This window comes from Pirellulales bacterium (assembly GCA_035533075.1).
Classification (GTDB): Bacteria; Planctomycetota; Planctomycetia; order Pirellulales; family JAICIG01; genus DASSFG01.
This window is the reverse complement of record DATLUO010000171.1, coordinates 13854-30069: the sequence shown is the minus strand read 5'-3', so window position 1 is coordinate 30069 and position 16216 is coordinate 13854. Positions and strand designations below refer to the sequence as shown.

16 protein-coding genes and 1 pseudogene are annotated in these 16216 nt (G+C 63.6%); 5 read left to right on the top strand and 12 right to left on the bottom strand.

The genetic code is table 11. The features are described 5' to 3' along the window. Positions 1 to 56 precede the first annotated feature (56 nt). Positions 57 to 1085: a hypothetical protein gene (locus VNH11_21105; GenBank protein HVA48878.1), complete on the bottom strand. Its 1029-nt coding sequence runs from the start codon at positions 1083 to 1085 to the stop codon at positions 57 to 59. Positions 1086 to 1430: 345 nt separating this feature from the next. On the opposite strand from VNH11_21105, the pseudogene VNH11_21100 reads away from it, so the two are divergent. Continuing rightward, positions 1431 to 1658, top strand: a pseudogene (locus VNH11_21100) (hypothetical protein). 35 nt (positions 1659 to 1693) lie between these two features. Next, complete coding sequence (locus VNH11_21095) at positions 1694 to 1978, top strand: DUF433 domain-containing protein (protein HVA48877.1); 285 nt, start codon at positions 1694 to 1696, stop codon at positions 1976 to 1978. 421 nt (positions 1979 to 2399) lie between these two features. Here the strand turns inward: VNH11_21095 and VNH11_21090 are convergent, their stop codons facing one another. The 5 genes from VNH11_21090 to VNH11_21070 all read right to left on the bottom strand — a co-directional run bounded on the left by VNH11_21090 (position 2400) and on the right by VNH11_21070 (position 10148). Beyond that, positions 2400 to 4547 carry a HEAT repeat domain-containing protein gene (locus VNH11_21090; protein ID HVA48876.1) on the bottom strand — a complete coding sequence of 716 codons (2148 nt, stop codon included), beginning with the start codon at positions 4545 to 4547 and terminating at the stop codon, positions 2400 to 2402. Positions 4548 to 4603: 56 nt separating this feature from the next. Beyond that, on the bottom strand, positions 4604 to 5887 hold the full coding sequence (locus VNH11_21085; protein HVA48875.1) for a Gfo/Idh/MocA family oxidoreductase: 1284 nt from the start codon (positions 5885 to 5887) through the stop codon (positions 4604 to 4606). A 112-nt stretch (positions 5888 to 5999) separates the two neighbouring features. Then, a complete protein-coding gene (locus VNH11_21080; protein HVA48874.1) occupies positions 6000 to 6971 on the bottom strand; it encodes a type I phosphomannose isomerase catalytic subunit in 972 nt (323 codons plus the stop codon). Positions 6972 to 6995: 24 nt separating this feature from the next. Then, positions 6996 to 8561, bottom strand: a complete 1566-nt coding sequence (locus VNH11_21075; GenBank protein HVA48873.1) for a sialate O-acetylesterase — start codon at positions 8559 to 8561, stop codon at positions 6996 to 6998. Between the two features lie 273 nt (positions 8562 to 8834). Next, the gene (locus tag VNH11_21070; protein ID HVA48872.1) at positions 8835 to 10148 is read right to left on the bottom strand and encodes a peptidylprolyl isomerase; all 1314 of its coding nucleotides are present in this window, start codon (positions 10146 to 10148) and stop codon (positions 8835 to 8837) included. Between the two features lie 43 nt (positions 10149 to 10191). Here VNH11_21070 and VNH11_21065 point away from each other — a divergent pair, with 43 nt between their 5' ends. After that, on the top strand, positions 10192 to 11619 hold the full coding sequence (locus VNH11_21065; GenBank protein HVA48871.1) for an amidohydrolase family protein: 1428 nt from the start codon (positions 10192 to 10194) through the stop codon (positions 11617 to 11619). Positions 11620 to 11632: 13 nt separating this feature from the next. Here VNH11_21065 and VNH11_21060 read toward each other — a convergent pair whose 3' ends face one another. The 5 genes from VNH11_21060 to VNH11_21040 form a co-directional block, all read right to left on the bottom strand. Further along, a complete protein-coding gene (locus VNH11_21060; protein ID HVA48870.1) occupies positions 11633 to 11893 on the bottom strand; it encodes a PEP/pyruvate-binding domain-containing protein in 261 nt (86 codons plus the stop codon). Between the two features lie 183 nt (positions 11894 to 12076). Beyond that, positions 12077 to 12547 carry a cyclic nucleotide-binding domain-containing protein gene (locus tag VNH11_21055; protein HVA48869.1) on the bottom strand — a complete coding sequence of 157 codons (471 nt, stop codon included), beginning with the start codon at positions 12545 to 12547 and terminating at the stop codon, positions 12077 to 12079. After that, entirely contained in the window at positions 12534 to 12815 is a 282-nt protein-coding gene (locus VNH11_21050; protein HVA48868.1) for a BON domain-containing protein, read from the bottom strand. Before VNH11_21050 ends, VNH11_21055 begins: the two co-directional genes overlap by 14 nt. A 59-nt stretch (positions 12816 to 12874) precedes the next feature. Further along, entirely contained in the window at positions 12875 to 13081 is a 207-nt protein-coding gene (locus tag VNH11_21045) for a hypothetical protein (protein HVA48867.1), read from the bottom strand. A 98-nt stretch (positions 13082 to 13179) separates the two neighbouring features. After that, a complete protein-coding gene (locus VNH11_21040) occupies positions 13180 to 13608 on the bottom strand; it encodes a CBS domain-containing protein (GenBank protein HVA48866.1) in 429 nt (142 codons plus the stop codon). Positions 13609 to 14354: 746 nt separating this feature from the next. On the opposite strand from VNH11_21040, the gene VNH11_21035 reads away from it, so the two are divergent. Together VNH11_21035 and VNH11_21030 are read left to right on the top strand one after the other, a co-directional pair. Next, positions 14355 to 14843, top strand: coding sequence for a hypothetical protein (locus VNH11_21035; GenBank protein ID HVA48865.1), 489 nt, complete (start codon positions 14355 to 14357; stop codon positions 14841 to 14843). A 36-nt stretch (positions 14844 to 14879) separates the two neighbouring features. After that, on the top strand, positions 14880 to 15605 hold the full coding sequence (locus tag VNH11_21030; GenBank protein HVA48864.1) for a cytidylate kinase-like family protein: 726 nt from the start codon (positions 14880 to 14882) through the stop codon (positions 15603 to 15605). A gap of 218 nt (positions 15606 to 15823) precedes the next feature. Here the strand turns inward: VNH11_21030 and VNH11_21025 are convergent, their stop codons facing one another. After that, a complete protein-coding gene (locus VNH11_21025) occupies positions 15824 to 16216 on the bottom strand; it encodes a hypothetical protein (protein HVA48863.1) in 393 nt (130 codons plus the stop codon).

The window sequence follows — 16216 nt, the reverse complement described above, 5'->3', positions numbered from 1 at the left end:
TGATTGCATTCTATCCGATGTCGAGGCACAGCGCAAGCTTTTTTGCCGGTCCTGCGCTACCGGCGGTAGATCGACTGGCCCGCGGCCTTCGTCGCCGGCGAAGCGGGCGGTGCCCATTCCAGAATGATGGTCCGGGCAGGCTCGACCGAGGGCGGCCGGCTGCTCTGCGTGGTGACGGGTCCCGGCGCTGTTTCGGCGTCGAAGTCTTCCGCCGGCGTCACCCGCGCCACCGCCAGCCTCTCCGTTGACGGCTCGCGGTGGATGAGATCGCCGGTCGGTCGGGGCTGTCGGGCATCGTCGGCGACCACAAGCTCCTTCATATCCGCCTCTTCGAGGGCCGGATTCGCCGGCGGCAATCGGCTGCCGCCGCGCACCCAGTCGAGCCAGGCCATTTGCAGTTGACCCAGGCTGGCAAAGCGGTAATGGGCCTGCGTGGCCGTGGTCCAATCGTCGGTATCGGTCCCCTCTTTCACATAGCGCAGGAACTTGCGTTTGCCGCCCTGGGCCATCAGGAAGGTGGCCAGCGAATGGCCCTGGGCATAGAGCGGCAGAATGTCGCGAGGATACTGCTTCATGGCGAACATGTCGTTGAAGGCGATGCCGCGGCGGGTCTGCAGGAACTGCACCAGCATGCGCTGCTGCTTGCGCCGCTCGCTGTCGTGCTCCACGGTGCTGCTGGCCCCCTCGTCGGCCCAACGCGGCAAGGGCCGCCGGAAATAGCTGGCGAAAATCGTGTGCGTCACCTCGTGCGGCAGCACCGAATCGAGCACGCGCTCACGCGAACCCTGAATCGACATCTGCCAGCCGAACACGTCGCCGTGGTCGAAGATGAAGCTGGTGGCGCCGCCGGCGCCGAGCTGCGGTCCGACCTCAACCGTGATCGGGCAAGGCTGAAACCAGTTGGGCATCTCCTTGCCGAGCCATTCGATGGCCAGCTCCCGACGGTATTTTTCAGCGGCCTGGCCGACTTCGTGGGCGATTTCGCCCGTGGCGGCCCGAACGACGAAGTTGGCGGTGCGGTGACTGGCCCCCAACGAACAAAACGCGACCGCCACGACGGCGGCAGAAACAAGACGAGCTTCCATGCTCTCGACTCCGGCAATCCATGCGCAAAAGCGATCCACGTCCACTGCGAATCGCACTGGCCACGGCCTCTAAGCAAACCGTGGGCCACAGTCAAAACTTCACGCAGCCGCGATAAAAACCGGACCGGGCTTTGTAAAGTTTGCAAACCTTACCCAAATCGCCGATGCGGGCCTAGAGCGCTTTTTGCAAAACCGCGATGCGGCCGACCTCAGGGCCGCGCGAACTAAGTCGTGCGGTTGCCTCCGATGGAGCGCGCGCTGACCGGCGACAGTTGGCGGGAATTGCTGGAAACGCCGTAATTGCGCAACCGCAACCGTTGCATGCCCCGATTAAGCGCCTTCGCAAGGAGATCGGCGCGGATCGGCGCCCTGGCCCAGCCTGACGACATCCGCGGCACCAACGCCTTGCCGAAGACCCGCAGCGGCAAGATCATGCGCCGCCTTCTCCGCGACATCGCCGCCGGCAAGGAGACCATCGGCGACACGACTACGCTGGAGGATTACAGCGTGTTGGCGAAGTTGAGGAGTGATGAAGAAGAAGTGGCGCTGCCCACCGGCCGAACCCTGGTATAATGGCATCGTGCATTCCTGACTTCGGATCTTGAACCATGCAAAAAATCGACTTCCGAAACATTGAAAAAGTCCCCGACCGTTGCGGTGGCCGGGCCGTAATTGCGGGCACTCGAATCCGCGCGAGCTTGATTCTGGGCTGGTATCGCATGGGGATGACGGTGGAGGGGATCGTGCAGCAATATCCCCATTTGCGGCCGTCCGACGTGCATGACGCTCTGGCGTACGCCTACGATCACCCGGTCGAGATGGAAGAAGAGATCGCCGCCAACGCTGAGGAAACGGTGAAGCGACTTTATCCCGGTGGCCCGGGTCGCACATGAGCGATATTTCATTCTTTACTGACGAGGACGTTCACGGCGAGTTGGCGGAGATATTGCGTGCAAACGGCTTCGACGCTGTTTCAACGCCTGAAGCCGGTCGTTTGAGCGAGCCGGAACCACTCACCTTGAGTGGTGCCACGAGCAGGGCCGAGCCATTGTGACCTTCAATACGCGTGATTTCTGCGCGCTACACAAGGATTGGCTGGGTTCTCCCGACGAATCGGTCACGGCGACTCTGAAAAGCATCGCGGATCTACCGCGTCTTAAACGAATCGCGCTCGAGGCCCCGCATGCCGCAAGCTGGCACGAATTGATGGAGACGCCGTGAGCCATTCGCCACCAAGGGCCACTTGTCGATCGCGCAAAGTTCGATTCCGATTTCGCGAAATGCAGTCATGGGCAAGTTCGACTTCCGAAACATCTACTTGGGCGGCGGCAACACGATGGGGGCGTTTTCGTCGAAGGTCGCTTCGCCGGCCTTGCCGTTGATGCGGTACTGAATCTTCAACTTCTTGGGCGTGCCCGACGCGGGATCGCCGCCGAAGGCCGTGTTGTAATCCGGCGCCGGCAACGAAATCAACGGCACGCCGACCACCTGCTTCCGCAAGGCGGCCGTCACGTCTTTCTGCTTGCTGCCCGCGCCGTATTCGGCCTTGACGATCTCCACGTTCACTTTTTCGACCCCGGCCTTGTCGAGGGCCGCCCGAATCTCCTTCTCGTGTCCGGGGAGCTTTTTGCCGATGGCCAACACCGCGGCCACCGCATCGTCCTTCAACGGAGGAACCTCGGCGGCCTGCACGGCGAGCCTCAGCGTTGCTTCACTCGGATAACGCTTGAGCACTTCCAGCACGAGCTTCTGTTCGGCGGGCTGCCGGCAAGCGTCGTAGGCCGCCCGGCACATCGCGTCGCGCTCTTGTGGCGACATGGTGAACTGCCGGGCGATGCGGATGTAACCCCGCAGCGCACGCGCCTGATACTTGTCGCCGGGCGCGGTCTTCACCAGATCGAGCAGCACCGGAGCCGCGTCGATCGTCATCCACTCGCCCAGCAGGCGGCTGCTCACGTCCTGAAGCCGGTCGTCGCCGCTCTTCGCCGTCGTGCCCAGCACCGCCAGGGCTTTCGTTCCACCCACCGCGCCCAGGATTTCCAACAGCGTCGGCTTCGTCGCAGCGGGACATTTTTCCAATGCCGCGGCGAGCTGTTGCGCGCACGCCTCGCGGTCGGGCATGCGGATGCTGGCCGCTTTCAATGCCTGTTGGGCCGCCGCCGCGTCTTCCGCGTGCTTCGGGAACACCACTTCCGAGGTCAGCAAGTGCAGTTCGTTCGGCCCCACCGTTTCGCCCAGCGATCGCAGGGCGGCGGCACGAATTGCCGGATCAGAATTACCGAGCGCCTTCGACAGCTCCGGCACGGCCTTCAGACGCCGCTCTCCGACGACATCGATCAGCAAAGCGTAGGTTTTGCCCTGTGCCTGCGAGAGGCGGGCCACAATGTCGCGATCGATGGCGTCGCCCGGTATGTCGGCCAAGGCGGCCTTGGCGGCCTGCACCAGGTCGAGATCGGACTGGACGGCCGCGTCCAGCAGCGTGGAAACGCACGAGGCATTCCCCACGCGCCCCAAAGCGGCGATGGCAGCGATACGCACTTCCTTGGGACCGCTGCCGGCGACGTGCAACACGGCCGGCAACACGACCGTCTCTTTGCGATCGGCCATGGCTTGGATGACCAGCGCCGCCCGATCGGGCGAGAGACTGCTCAACTCGCCGGCCAAGGCTTCGTCGATCTGCCGGCCCGGAAACTCACGGGCCGTCGTCAGCGCAAGTTGAAACAGGGCTTTTTCGGGCGAGCGGAGCGACTCCGAGAGCAACGCGATTCCCTTTTCGTTTCGGGCCAGGATAGCGCCGCGGGTCGCTTCCAAGACTCGCTGTTTGGGAACCTGGGCTTTGCGAACCTCGTCGAAGATTTCGACCGCCTCGGCATCGCGGCCTTCCGCAAGGGACCGCTCGGCGCACAGCACCAGGCCTTCGGCGATGGCCGAGCGGACTTTCGCCGTAGCGCCGGCCAGCGACCGCCGCAAAACAGGAGTCGCGCTCGGTCCGCCGATATGGCCCAGGGCCACCGCGGCGGCCGATGCGACCTCAACGTCGGGATCCTTCAAGCGCGCCGCCAAGGCATCGACGGCGTAGGCATCGCGGCGAACGCCGATCGAATTGATCGCGCCCACTGCCAGCTTGCCGTGCAGCGAATCGAGCGCCTTGCGAAGCGCTTCGTCGGAGGCGGAACCGGGAATCGCTTCCAGCGCGATCCGCGCCCACGAAGCAAGCTGCTCATCGCTCAATAACTTGGCCAGCTCCGGCACCGACTCGCTGCTGCCGTACACTGCCAGCCGCTTGCAGGTGATCGCTTTTTCCGACTTGGGCGCGTCGGAGCGGAGCACGGCGATCAGTTCCGGCTCTTTTGCGGGCGGGGTCTTTGGCGCGTCGGCGGCCGACGCCGGCATGGCGGCCATCGCCGCAAGTGCGGAAAGAAAAGAAACGACAAAACAGGTTAAGCGTCGGGTGGTGGGCATGGCTGGGCGGCGAAAAACGGGTCGAAGGGATGAACGTCACACGATCAAGACAATTCTCAAAGTCTCCACGGCTCACGCAGGGCCTCCGATCGCAGGCGGTTGGCCTCGTCATCGCCGACGAACTCGTTCTTCTTGAGGTCGTACTTCACGCGGCGATTGAGGAACAGCGCGATGTTGGCGGCATGGCAGGCGATGTGAGCGAAGCAGGCCGCGTCGGCGTTCCCCTTGGGCAGGCTGCGCGACTTCACGCAGTCGAGGAAATCGCGGACGTGGAACGTCGCCGGATAGCCGCCGATCTCGGCCACTTCTCGGCCGGCGAGCAACTCCGGCGAGCTGAGCACCAGCTTGCCGCTGTCGCCCGCTTCGACCCAGCCGGTCTCGCCTTCGAACCGCACCGGGCAAGAACCGAGCGGAATCCAGCCCTTCTCACGGAAGATCAACTCCACGCCGTTTTCATAGCGTGCCACCAGCTCGCCGTCCTTCGGCGGGTCGTATTCGACCGGGGGCGGAACGTCGCCCACTGCCCACTGGCAAAGATCGACGCAATGCGATCCCCATTCCAGCACGCCGCCGCCCACCAGTCCGCCGCCCTTCTCGAAGTTGAAGCCATCGAGCAGCGCCTGGTTGAAGGGCCGCCAGGCAGCCGGGCCGAGATACATGTCCCAATCGACGACCTCTTTATCCGGCGGCGTTTCGGCGGGCAGCCAGCCGCTCATCATGGCCTGCATGCCGGCCGGATGAGCGTAGACCCGCTTGAGCTTGCCGAGCTTGCCCGTGCGGGCCAGCTCGCAGGCGAAAGCGAAGTGCGGCAGGTTTCGCCGCTGCGTGCCGGCCTGGAACACGCGGCCCGTGCGCCGCATGGTTTCGGCCAACGACAGGCTTTGGGCGATGTTCTTGGTGCAGGGCTTCTCGCAATACATGTCCTTACCGGCCTTGGCGGTGTAGGTGGCGGCCGTGACGTGCCAGTTCGGTCCGGTGGCGATCAGCACGGCGTCGATATCGTTGCGGTCCAGCAACTCGCGGAAGTCGCGATAGGTGTCGCAGCTCTGCGTGCCGTAGCGCTCATCGACCATCTTCTTGACGGCCGTGCGGCGGGCCTGCTTGATGTCGCAGACGGCCACGAACTGCACGTCGGGCTGTTGCAGGAAGCAACCCAGGTCATAAGTTCCCCGGTTGCCGATGCCGATGCCGCCGACGATGACCCGTTCGCTGGGGGCGACGACGCCGTTGAGGCCCAGGGCCGAGCCGGGGATGATCGTCGGGGCCGCCACTGCGGCCCCGGCCGTTAGGGCGGTTTTCAAAAACCGACGCCGATGAAGTTGCGACACCTTCTTCGACATGACTAATCTCCTGATCGTAGAACGAAGGGCGTTGACCGGGCAAACGTGCTGCTGCCGGTACGTTGCCAGCATACCCCGTCGGCCCGCCGTTTGCCACACCCTCCTGTCGATTTCAGGGCAGATACGCCTCGAGAACCACGGCCGTGGCACGTGGCTCCAGTTCGCGGGCACCGAGCGATGCCGGCAGCAAGACGCTCTCGCCACGTCTTAGCGGAGTGGCACACGGATCGCCGGCGATCATCAGCTCGCCTTCAATCACCGCCAGCAGATGGCAACGGTCGTCGCCACCGATGGTTTGCCGCGACGCGATCGACCAGCGATCGAGGATGAACTTGTCGCACTCGACGAGACGCTCGACGTGCGGCTGGCCGGTCGCTAGCGGCGTCTGCGGCGTGCGGGGGCCGTGGGCGAAGTCGATCGCGTCGAGCGCTTGTTCGATGTGCAGCGGTCGCGGGCGGCCATCCGGTCCCAGACGGTTCCAGTCGAACAGGCGATAGGTGACGTCGCTCGACTGCTGGATCTCGGCAATCAGCAGGCCCGCGCCGATGGCATGGACCACGCCCGCCGGCAAGAAGATGCAGTCGCCCGGCTGCGGTTCGAAGCTGTGCAGGCAAAGCTCGCAGGTGCCGCGGGCCAGCTCGCGCTCCAGCGCCGGACGATCGAAACCTCGCTTCAACCCGGCGTAGATCAGGCTGCCCGGTTGTGCATCGAGCACCACCCAGGCCTCGGTTTTGCCGAAGTCTGCCGGCGTCAGTCGCTGTGCCCGATTGTCGTCCGGATGCACCTGCACGGAGAGCGTTTTTTGGGCATCGAGAAACTTGAACAACAGCGGGAAGCGCGGCTGAGGCGCATGCCGGCCGAGCAGCTCGCTGCCGCGCGTTTGCACCAGCTCACCCAGCGTCGCGCCGCGCAACGGCCCGGCGGCCACGGCCGTCTGATCGTTGGGCCGATCGCAGATTTCCCAGCTCTCGGCGTAATCGTCGCCCTCGCCCAGCGGTTTGTTGAGCACGTGGCACAGCCGGCGGCCGCCCCAGATATAGCGCCGCAGGATCGGTTCAAATCGTAGTGGATAGAGCGGTGTCATCCGTGGCACGGGGATGGTCCCACCCTATTGTTTGTCGGCCGTCACGCCCGGCCAGTCGTCCGTGCGGAAGGGCGTGAGTGGCAGGCCGTTGCGGCTGTAGACGTTGCACACGGGGTTGTCGGCCCAGGCGTAACGCACCGCCACCGGCTCTTTCACCTCATCGGACCAGACTTCGATCTTGTCTTTATCCACGATCTTGGCCTGCGCCCAGACGAATTTCTTGTCGTCGCCCGCAATGGCAAAGCCCCGCACCTCCGGTACATCGAACGCCCGCAGCCCCGGTCCGACGTGGTCGAAGGTGAGCACGATCTTGCCGTCCTTCTTCTCCGACGACTTCACCTGCGGGCTGTGATAGGGGACGTCGATGCCGTAGTCGCGGGCGAACGCCCACCGGGCCAGCCGCTTGGCCACGTCTTGCTTGTTGCGCGGATGGATGTCCTGGGCCTCACCCAGATCGATGATCACCGCTTCGCCAGTATTGGCCAGCTTGCTCATGGTCATGGTCTGTGCCTCGCGCAGCTCGGCCCAATCGCTGTCGCCGGGTTCGGGCTTCTCGGCCCGGAAATCGGCCAACTGCACCCAATAGAACGGAAAGTCGCCGATGCCCCACTCCTGACGCCAAGTCGAAATCATCAGCGGAAACAGATCGCGATACTGATAGGCACGGCCGGCGTTCGATTCACCCTGATACCAAATCGCCCCACGGATGCCGTAACCGATGGTCGGTTTGAGCACGCCGTTATAGATGTTGCCCGGCCGCGAATTGCCGCGCATCTGGTTCTCCGGATTCGGCGGTTGACGCGGCGGCTCTTTCCCTTCGCTCTTGGCTTTTCCGGCCGCGGTTCTCCACTCGGCGAGCTTCGCCTCGTAGGCGGCCTTCTCCTCCGGGAAACGTTTTTCGATCGCGGCCCAGCGGGCCAGCAATGGCTGATAGCGCTCGTCGGCTGCCAGCAGGTCGCGGCGGATCCACGCTTCGCAGGCCGAACCTCCCCAGGCGTCGTCGATCAGTCCGACCGGCACGTCGAGCGTTTGCTGCAACTGCCGGCCAAAGAGATAGCCGACCGCCGAAAAATGCCGGGCAGACTCCGACGTGCAGATCTCCCATTGACCGCGGAAATCCGACTGCGGCTCCTGCGTGCCGACCTGCGGCACCGAGATCAGGCGAATTTTGGGAAACTTCGCGGTCAGCGTTTCCAGATCGGGGTCGTTGGCGTTGCCCACTTCCCACTGCATGTTCGACTGGCCCGAGCAGATCCAGACCTCGCCCACCAGCACGTCATCGAACACGATCTCGTTGCGGCCTTTGACTTTCATTTGGTGCGGTCCGCCCACGGCCAGCGGTTCGAGCGTGACCGACCACTTGCCGTCTTGCCCGGCCTTGGCCGTCTGCTTTTGATCGGCAATTTCGACTGTGACTTCTTCATCCGGATCGGCCGTGCCCCAGACGCGGTCTTTTTGTCCCTGCTGTAGCACCATGTGGCTGCCGAAGATGGCCGGCAACTTGACGTCGGCCGCAGCCAAGCTCGGCAGCGAAAGGGAGACGGCAACGGCGAGAGCGGGCGTCAGACGAACGAGTTTCGGGCGAATCATGGCGGGTCCTTGGGGCGCAGGGTGAAAAGCAAGGTCGTGGGAGTTAGTGTAATCACCCCCGAGCGCTATTTCCACAAGGAGAGGTGGCCGGGGCAGAGCTTGGCCAGTTATGGCCCGAATTGACGACACGCTCTGCGGCCAAGCGATGCCCCGGCGCGCCAAGCCGGGGCATCGCTTGGCCGCATCGCGTATTCTGAAGGTCGCGCCGCCAACGGCCAAGCTCTGCCCCAGCCACCCCAGCCAACAAGGTGGCTGGCCTTCCCAGGCCGTCGACTACTTCTTCTTCGCTCCGCTTGTCTCGTCCGGTTTCTCTTCCGGCTCGTCGCCCACCTTCTTGGGCACATAGTCGTGCTTGCGCTTGCGAAGCACCTTGGCCTCGATGATCTTGTCCGGCTTTTGACCCGGCTGGGCCTTTTCAGGGTCGATCCGTTGGATGCGCGACAAGACGTCCATGCCCTCGATCGCGCGGCCGAAAACCGTGTGCTTGCCGTTCAGGTTGTAGCCGGCCCCCGGTCCCGATGGCCGGAACATCAAAAAAAACTGCGAGCCGCCGCTGTTCGGCGCCTCGGTCTTCGCCATGCTCAAGCCGCCGCGAAAGTGATTGCGGTAGTCAGACCGATCGATCTCGTCGGGAATCGTGTAGCCCGGACCGCCGGTGCCGTCGCCGTTCGGGTCGCCCCCTTGCGCCATGAAGTGTTCGAGCACGCGGTGAAACTTCAGGCCGTTGTAAAATCCCTCTTCCACCAGGTGAATGAAGTTGGCCACGGTGTTGGGCGCCTCGTTCTCGAACAATTCCACCACGATGTCGCCCTGGGAGGTCTTCAGCAGCACCCTAGGCAGGTCGTCGGCCTCCGCCTCGGCCTCCCGCAGCTTTTGCTCGGTGTCCCAGAGTTCCTCATATTGGCCGATGTGGCTGAGATACTGCTTGGCATCCACTTCGAGGACCGAATGCTTGTCGCCCTCCTTCAACCACTTCTCGGCGTCTGCGTAGTCGTTGGTGAAGAACGCCGCCATGCCGCCGTAGTTATACACACGCGGGTTGTCGTAGTTGTTGTCGATCAGCGTTCGGGCGATCGGCACGGCGGGTTCATAGTTGTCGTGCTCGACTTCGTACTTGAGCATGGCCGCCAGAAATTTGGCGGCCTCCGACTCTTGATTGCCGGCGGCGGCGAAGGCGGCTTCCGCGGCCTTGACGACCTTGGGCTCCATCTTCTCGCCTTCGGCCACCAGGTCTGCGTATTTCTTCTTGAGCGGCTCGCGCTGGGGGCCGCGCGGCGTGGCTACATACTCGTTGCGCAGATCTTCCATTTTGCTGAGCAACTCTTTCCAGTCGGCGAAGATCGTCTCGAACTCGGCCACGGCGGAGTCGTCTGACTTCGCCGCCTCGGGCGAGGCCTTATCCGCCGGCTTCTCGCTCTTAGCGGCCTCTGGTTTCTTGGCCGCCTCCGGTTTCTTGGCCGCCGGTCCGCCGCTCTTCGCACCCGCCACTTTCGGATTCGATTTCTGGGCGGTACTTTTGTTCTGTGCGCTTACGGCAGACACCCATACGGCAAAAAGGCAAACAGCGGTCCACGACAGTCGCGTCATCTCTTAGTTTCCTGACGAAAAAAATGCGGGCGTTGAAGGTGGCATGAATGTAGCATATCGCGGCGGTGCGGTTAAGTGTCCCCTGTCCGCGGTTCCCTATCCGCAGTACGATCAGCGGATGCTTGCTGACAGCACCGTATTCCGCGGCAAAATTGTTCTGCCCGACCGGGTTGTCGAGGGTGAGGTCCACGTCCGCAACGGACGGATCAGCGAGGTCGTCGAGCGAACTGGCCATTCGGCCGCGCCGGCCGGAGCGGCGATGGTTGATGCCGGTGACGGCTACATTGCGCCCGGTTATGTCGACCTTCACGTCCACGGCGGAGCGGGCGCCGATTTCATGGACGACAGTTGCGAGGCGGTGGGCTGCTCGCTAGCGGCGCACCTGCGGCACGGCTCGACAAGCTTGTTGGCCACGACGACGGCCGCCACACACGAGTCGATCATGGCCATGCTGGCCGCCTGCCGGCACCACCGCGGGCATCCCCAGCCGGGCAAAGCGCGACTGTTGGGCGTACACCTCTATGGCCCCTATTTCCGCCGCGAGGCACGAGGCTGCCATCCCGGCGGCCCGATTCGCCCGCCCGACGCCGCGGAGTATCAACAGTATCTTGCCGATGGCCTGGTGGTCACGGCCTCGGTGGCGCCCGAACTGCCGGGCGCCGAACCGTTCGTGCGGAACTGCGTGGAGCGCGGCGTGCGGGCAGGCGCCGGCCATAGTCACGCCACGTTCGACCAAATGGCCGCGGCCGTCGGCTGGGGAGTGCGACACGTCGATCACCTGTTTTGTGCCATGTCCGATAAAGCCAAGCTCCGCCAAGAGCAGGCCTATCCGATGCGCGGCGGCGTGCTCGAGGCGACGCTCTACTTCGACGAGCTGACGACCGAGGTGATTGCCGACGGCAAGCACCTTTCGGCCGACCTGACGGCTCGGCGTGCTGCGGCGCCTGGCCTCGACTCCGATCTCTCGCGGGAACATCGTGCTGGGCAAGTGGGGCTGCCGGCTGATGATGAGCTTCGTGCAAATCGGCTTCGCCATGATTGCGGGCAGTGTGCTGTTCGGCATGAAATGGGGGACAAACCTGCCGATGGTCGTGCTCGTTCTCGCAGGGTGGGGAGGACTCTGCGCGTCGTTGGCCTTGCTTCTGGGAAGCCTGGTGTCGACGGAAGGCCAGGCGGTGGCGATCGGCATGCTCACGGGCAACGCATTAGGAGCCTTGGGTGGGTGCTGGTGGCCGATCGAGATTGCACCGAAATGGATGCAATCGCTCGCGATTTGCCTCCCCTCGGGGTGGGCTATGGATGCGATGCACCGCCTGGTAAGTTTTCGCTCGACCGCCGCAAGCGCCCTGCCGCACGTGTGCGTACTGTTCCTAGCTACCCTCCTCGTTGGCGCGTTGGCGGCGCGGCGCTTTCGTTTCCAATGAACCCCGTTCCTTCACCATTGCGGTGTTTTAACTGGGCAGTACCCTGAAGGCTACTTCGCTTCAGGCTACTGAACCGGATTGCCCACCTTGATGCATTCCAGGACGACCGGCGGCAGTTCGGTCCGTCCCGGCGGCACGCAGAAAATGCCGATAGGCGTCAGCCGTGATGGCAAAGCCGTTCGGCACCTGAACGCCTTGGCTGCGCAACGTTTGATACATCTCTCCCAGCGAAGCGTTTTTGCCGCCGACCGACGGGATGTCTTCCAGCCCGATGTCTGCGAACCAACGAACGTATTCGGTCTGTGTGAGTGCGGCGGGCATGGTCTTATCCTTGTTCCTTCCCTTGGAGTCGTGCCTGCAAGTCGCTGTGGCTGCCCTCAGACTTTCCTGCGACCCAGGTTCTCGCTGACATAGCACAGGCTCCAGCAATGTACGTTTTGTTTTGCGGCTGACGCGATTGTCGCGTCGACCGTTATCTGGTAAGGCAACTTGTTGCTTGGCGTATTAGTTTCCGCTGCCCGGTGCCCGGAAGACGTCCAAGAGCTGAAAGCGGGTCGCTTCGAGCTGCTGCACGACGACCGGCGTGAACCGCATCAAAAACTCATAGCCCAAGTGATGATCGGCGGCGCACTTTTGCCGCAAACAACGGCCGTCGAGCCCGATGGCACGGGTCGTTTCGACGGCGCGAGCGTCGAGGTGCCAGCGGTAAGGCGGTAGCAGCCAGTCCCAACCGAGGATGTCGCCCTGCGTCAGCGTCTGGATCGTGATCGCGCCGCGCTCGGGGGAATGGAACCCGACCGCGACCTTACCCTCCCGGATGAGATAAAACCGGTCGGCTTCTTCATTGTGCGCGGCGATGGTCTCGCCCGGTTTGAAGACCACATTTCCGGCGCAGCCGACGAGCAACTGCAAGTATTGCGGTTCCAGGTCTTTGAAGAAGGGGTGCCGGGCCAGCACCGGCTCAAGGGTTGACATGGGGAATGGTCCTCGCGATTGGCGACGAAGCCGCGCCGGCCTGGCCGACTTCGATTTCGTTGGCCAGCGGCAGGCTCGAAACGTTCATGGCAATGTGCTGCGCGAGTTGCTTGGCATAATAGCTCGGCGCCAGGCCGCTAAGCACCAGGCACTCCTCCCGCACATCGACTCTTAAGGCCCTCACGCACTGGCCAAGGCGGCAGCGGATTTGGCTCTTGATCGCCGCCTCGATCTCTTCCGCGGAGTCGCGGAACTCGATTCGATACACGTCTAGGCTCCTTTGCTGATTGGATTCTTCGGGGCGCGCTCTCAAGGCAACCCACGCTTTCAACCGAAATCGATCGAGCGGCGGCGGCCATCGAGGGCGCCGGGCGTCACCGTCGCGATCTCCACGGCGTTCTCTTCGGGCGACAATCCGGCACGGACCCGAAGCTGGTGGGGACTCCAGGTGGAGCGGACCGCCGCCGCGCGTGCGGCGATTTCGTCAGGGGTGGGCCAATAGGTCTCAACATTCGGTCGCGGTCGTGGTCGCATCGAATCGTAACTCCTCCTTCGGTAGTGACACGGTGAAGGGCGAACGAGCCAATTGTTGTCGAAAGGCGGACCCTGGTTCGAAACCGAGCGGCGTGCAATCAGACGAACGATTTCTCGTTCAGTGCCGGCGAGATCGCCGTACTCAGGTTTCGCAGTTCTTGACCGAGCAGCGCGACGACGTCGTCGAGCGTGACCATGCCCACCAATTCGTTGTCGCGGTTGATTACCGGCAAGCGCCGGATCCGGTGCCCTTGCATGTATTGCGTGGCGTTGAACACGCCTTGGTCTTCCCAAATGGTGATCACGTCGCGCGTCATCACTTCGCTTACCGGCGTGGCGGGGGTCGCGCTATCGAGGGCCAGGGCCATCGCCACGTCGCGATCGGTGATGATGCCGACGACCGCGCGGTCGCGAACAACCACCACGGCGCCGACGTTCTTCTCGTGCATCCGGCTCATCGCCGTGGAAATCGTGTCGTCGCGCGACACCGTTACGACCTCGCTACGAAAGAGTTCTCCCAGGTTCATACTTGTGTGCTCCGTGAATCGATCTTTGGTCAAGACCCGCGACGGTGCGGGCGCACGCCTGTTAATGCACATCGTGCGCCGGTTCGATGCGGACGCGCGTAGCCGCCCGAAATCGCCGGCATAACTCCGGAATCGGCAGGCCCTGTCACAATTTCGCCCGCGCGACGTCGGCGGCGGCATGTGCGAAGCCGGACTGGGCGAGCTATAACGCACGTAACGCAGGCGTGCGCTTGAAAACCGCCCTGCCGTCTGGCTAGAATAACCGCTGGCGTTCGAGCCGCTGCGAGTCGAGCCACTCCAAGTGCTGGGGGCACAAACCCATGACGTTGGACGAAGAACATCCGGAAGCGTTCCCCCATTTCACGACCGCCGACGGCTTTTTTATGAAGGGATCCGGGCAACGGAGCGAATGCGCCTATTGCGGCGGAGCAACAAGTTGGTTCCATAAGGCCGAAGGGATCTACGTCTGCTCGCGGGATTGCTACGAGCGCTGCTCCGCCGCTCCACGAAGAATACCCGACCAAGTTTGAGACATTCGCGCGCCGCCACAGCCGCATAAGCAAGCCTCGCGATGGCGCGCACTTCCGCGCGCAGTGAGCGAAAAGCGCATCGGTCCGTGGCTGCGTCTGCTGCCGCACCCAAAAAATTGCCGGAAAAAACGCCATTCTCGGCGGCGGCGCACGAGTTGCCTTCGATAAGAAGCGCCTCTCAACTCGCGGCGTCAGATTATCACGGAGCAAATGACCATGAGACGTTCATCGTTACTTCGCGTCGTCGGTGCCATCGCCGCGAGTGGCTCTCTTCTCTTCGTGGCTGCCACAGCGAACGCGCAAGTCGAAAGCCTGGATCCCAACCCGACCCTGCCCGCGGGCGTGGGGAGTGCCAGCGACCTCGAGGAATATCATCACGGCAGCTCTGCAGGCGCCCACATCGGCCGTGCCATCGGGGGCCGCGTCGACGGGGCCGACGAGAACCCGGCCGACATCATGTTGCGCGACATCGGCGGCACCAATCGGGGCCGACGTACGGGCCACGCCGCCCTACGCGGACGCGCGGTCCGCGACGCCCAGCGGATCGAAAAAGATGGCCGCTCCTCTCCGCTCGGCGAGCGAGGGGCCGTCTATTTCGCCCGTCGCGGCGACTACGAAAACGCCATCTACGCGCCGCGCAGCGGTTCCTATCGCCAGCCGGCCGCGCGCCGACAGCCGGCCGGGCGAAGCACAAACCAGCGGTAACCTCGTTCACACGATCAATTCAGAGGGAGACAAAACATGTCCTTAAAGCTTCCGACCGAAGGAATGACCCGGGCCGTTGAAGGATCGCTGATCACCGAGGCCTTTGAGCGAGCGCGCGAGCAATGGCGGCGTGCCCCGGCGCAGACCAAGAGCGCAGCACCCGCTTACACGATCACCATCAGCCGCGAGAGCGGGGCTGGCGGGGCGGCCGTGGCGCGCGAGCTGGGACGCCAGCTCGGCTGGCCCGTTTACGATCGCGAGTTGCTGGAGCAGATCGCCGACCAGGTCGGCTTGCGCGCCGAGTTGCTGGAAAGCCTCGATGAGAAACGCTCGCATTGGCTGACCGAGATTCTTGAGTCGTTCGCGCGCGTTTCGCCGATGAGCGCGGCGAGCTACGCCCACCGCCTGGCCCAGACGATCCTGGCGTTGGCCTCGCACGGCCATTGCGTCATTGTCGGTCGCGGCTGCACGTCGCTCGTGCCGCTGAAGGCTTCGCTGCGCGTGCGGCTGATCGCTGCGCTCGACGACCGCACCGAGCGGGTTTGCAAGCGGCTCGGCATCTCCAAAGTTGCCGCCGTCGAGCACGTCCGCTTTAACGACGCTCACCGGGAAGGATTTGTCAAAGACCTTTTTCACCACAGCGTCGGCGACCCGCACGATTACGATCTCGTTGTCAACACGTCGCGGTTTTCGATCGAAGAATCCGCGCGATTGATTATCGAAGCCCTGCGCCAGCTTGAAAACTCGCCCCCGCGCGTTTAGCCGCGATCGAGTCAGACGCCGACGGGACCGGGAACGCCGGATCAACTGTCAGAATCTGACAGTTGGCCAAGGGTGGGGGTTCCCGCCGCGCGTTCTCGACGACCATCCGCCTTGCGAAGCATTGGCCGCGCGGCTGGTTGGACGCGACAAACGTCCTCCGCCCGCCGACGAAAACCTTTATCGAGTCTGCCTCGACCAAGAGGATCCGCGCCCCCGCCTCACAGTCCGGACGTCCGTTGGTAGCTCTCGGCACTGAACACCCAGATCGGATCCTTGCCGAGCACGACGTAGGTCGTTTCCACCGGCGCGGCAGCCCCCTGAAACGTAAGCTTCACCGTAAAACGCCGGTTTTGATCGTCACTGGCCGCTGGGCCGACGATTTCATAGGCCGTCAACTTCTTGCCGTCGCGCCATTGGATGTCCTGGACGTTGACGGCCGGGCTGGTGGCCCCGATCTGATCGAGGGTCTTGCCCGCCTTCCAGGCATCGAGCGCCGTCGTCAGCGCTTGGCGGGCCACTTCGTCGGCGGGCACATAATCCTTCACGTCGGCGCGTTGGCAACCGGGAGGAGCAACGAAGACGAACAGGCTTAGGAACAAGATGCGTCGCAT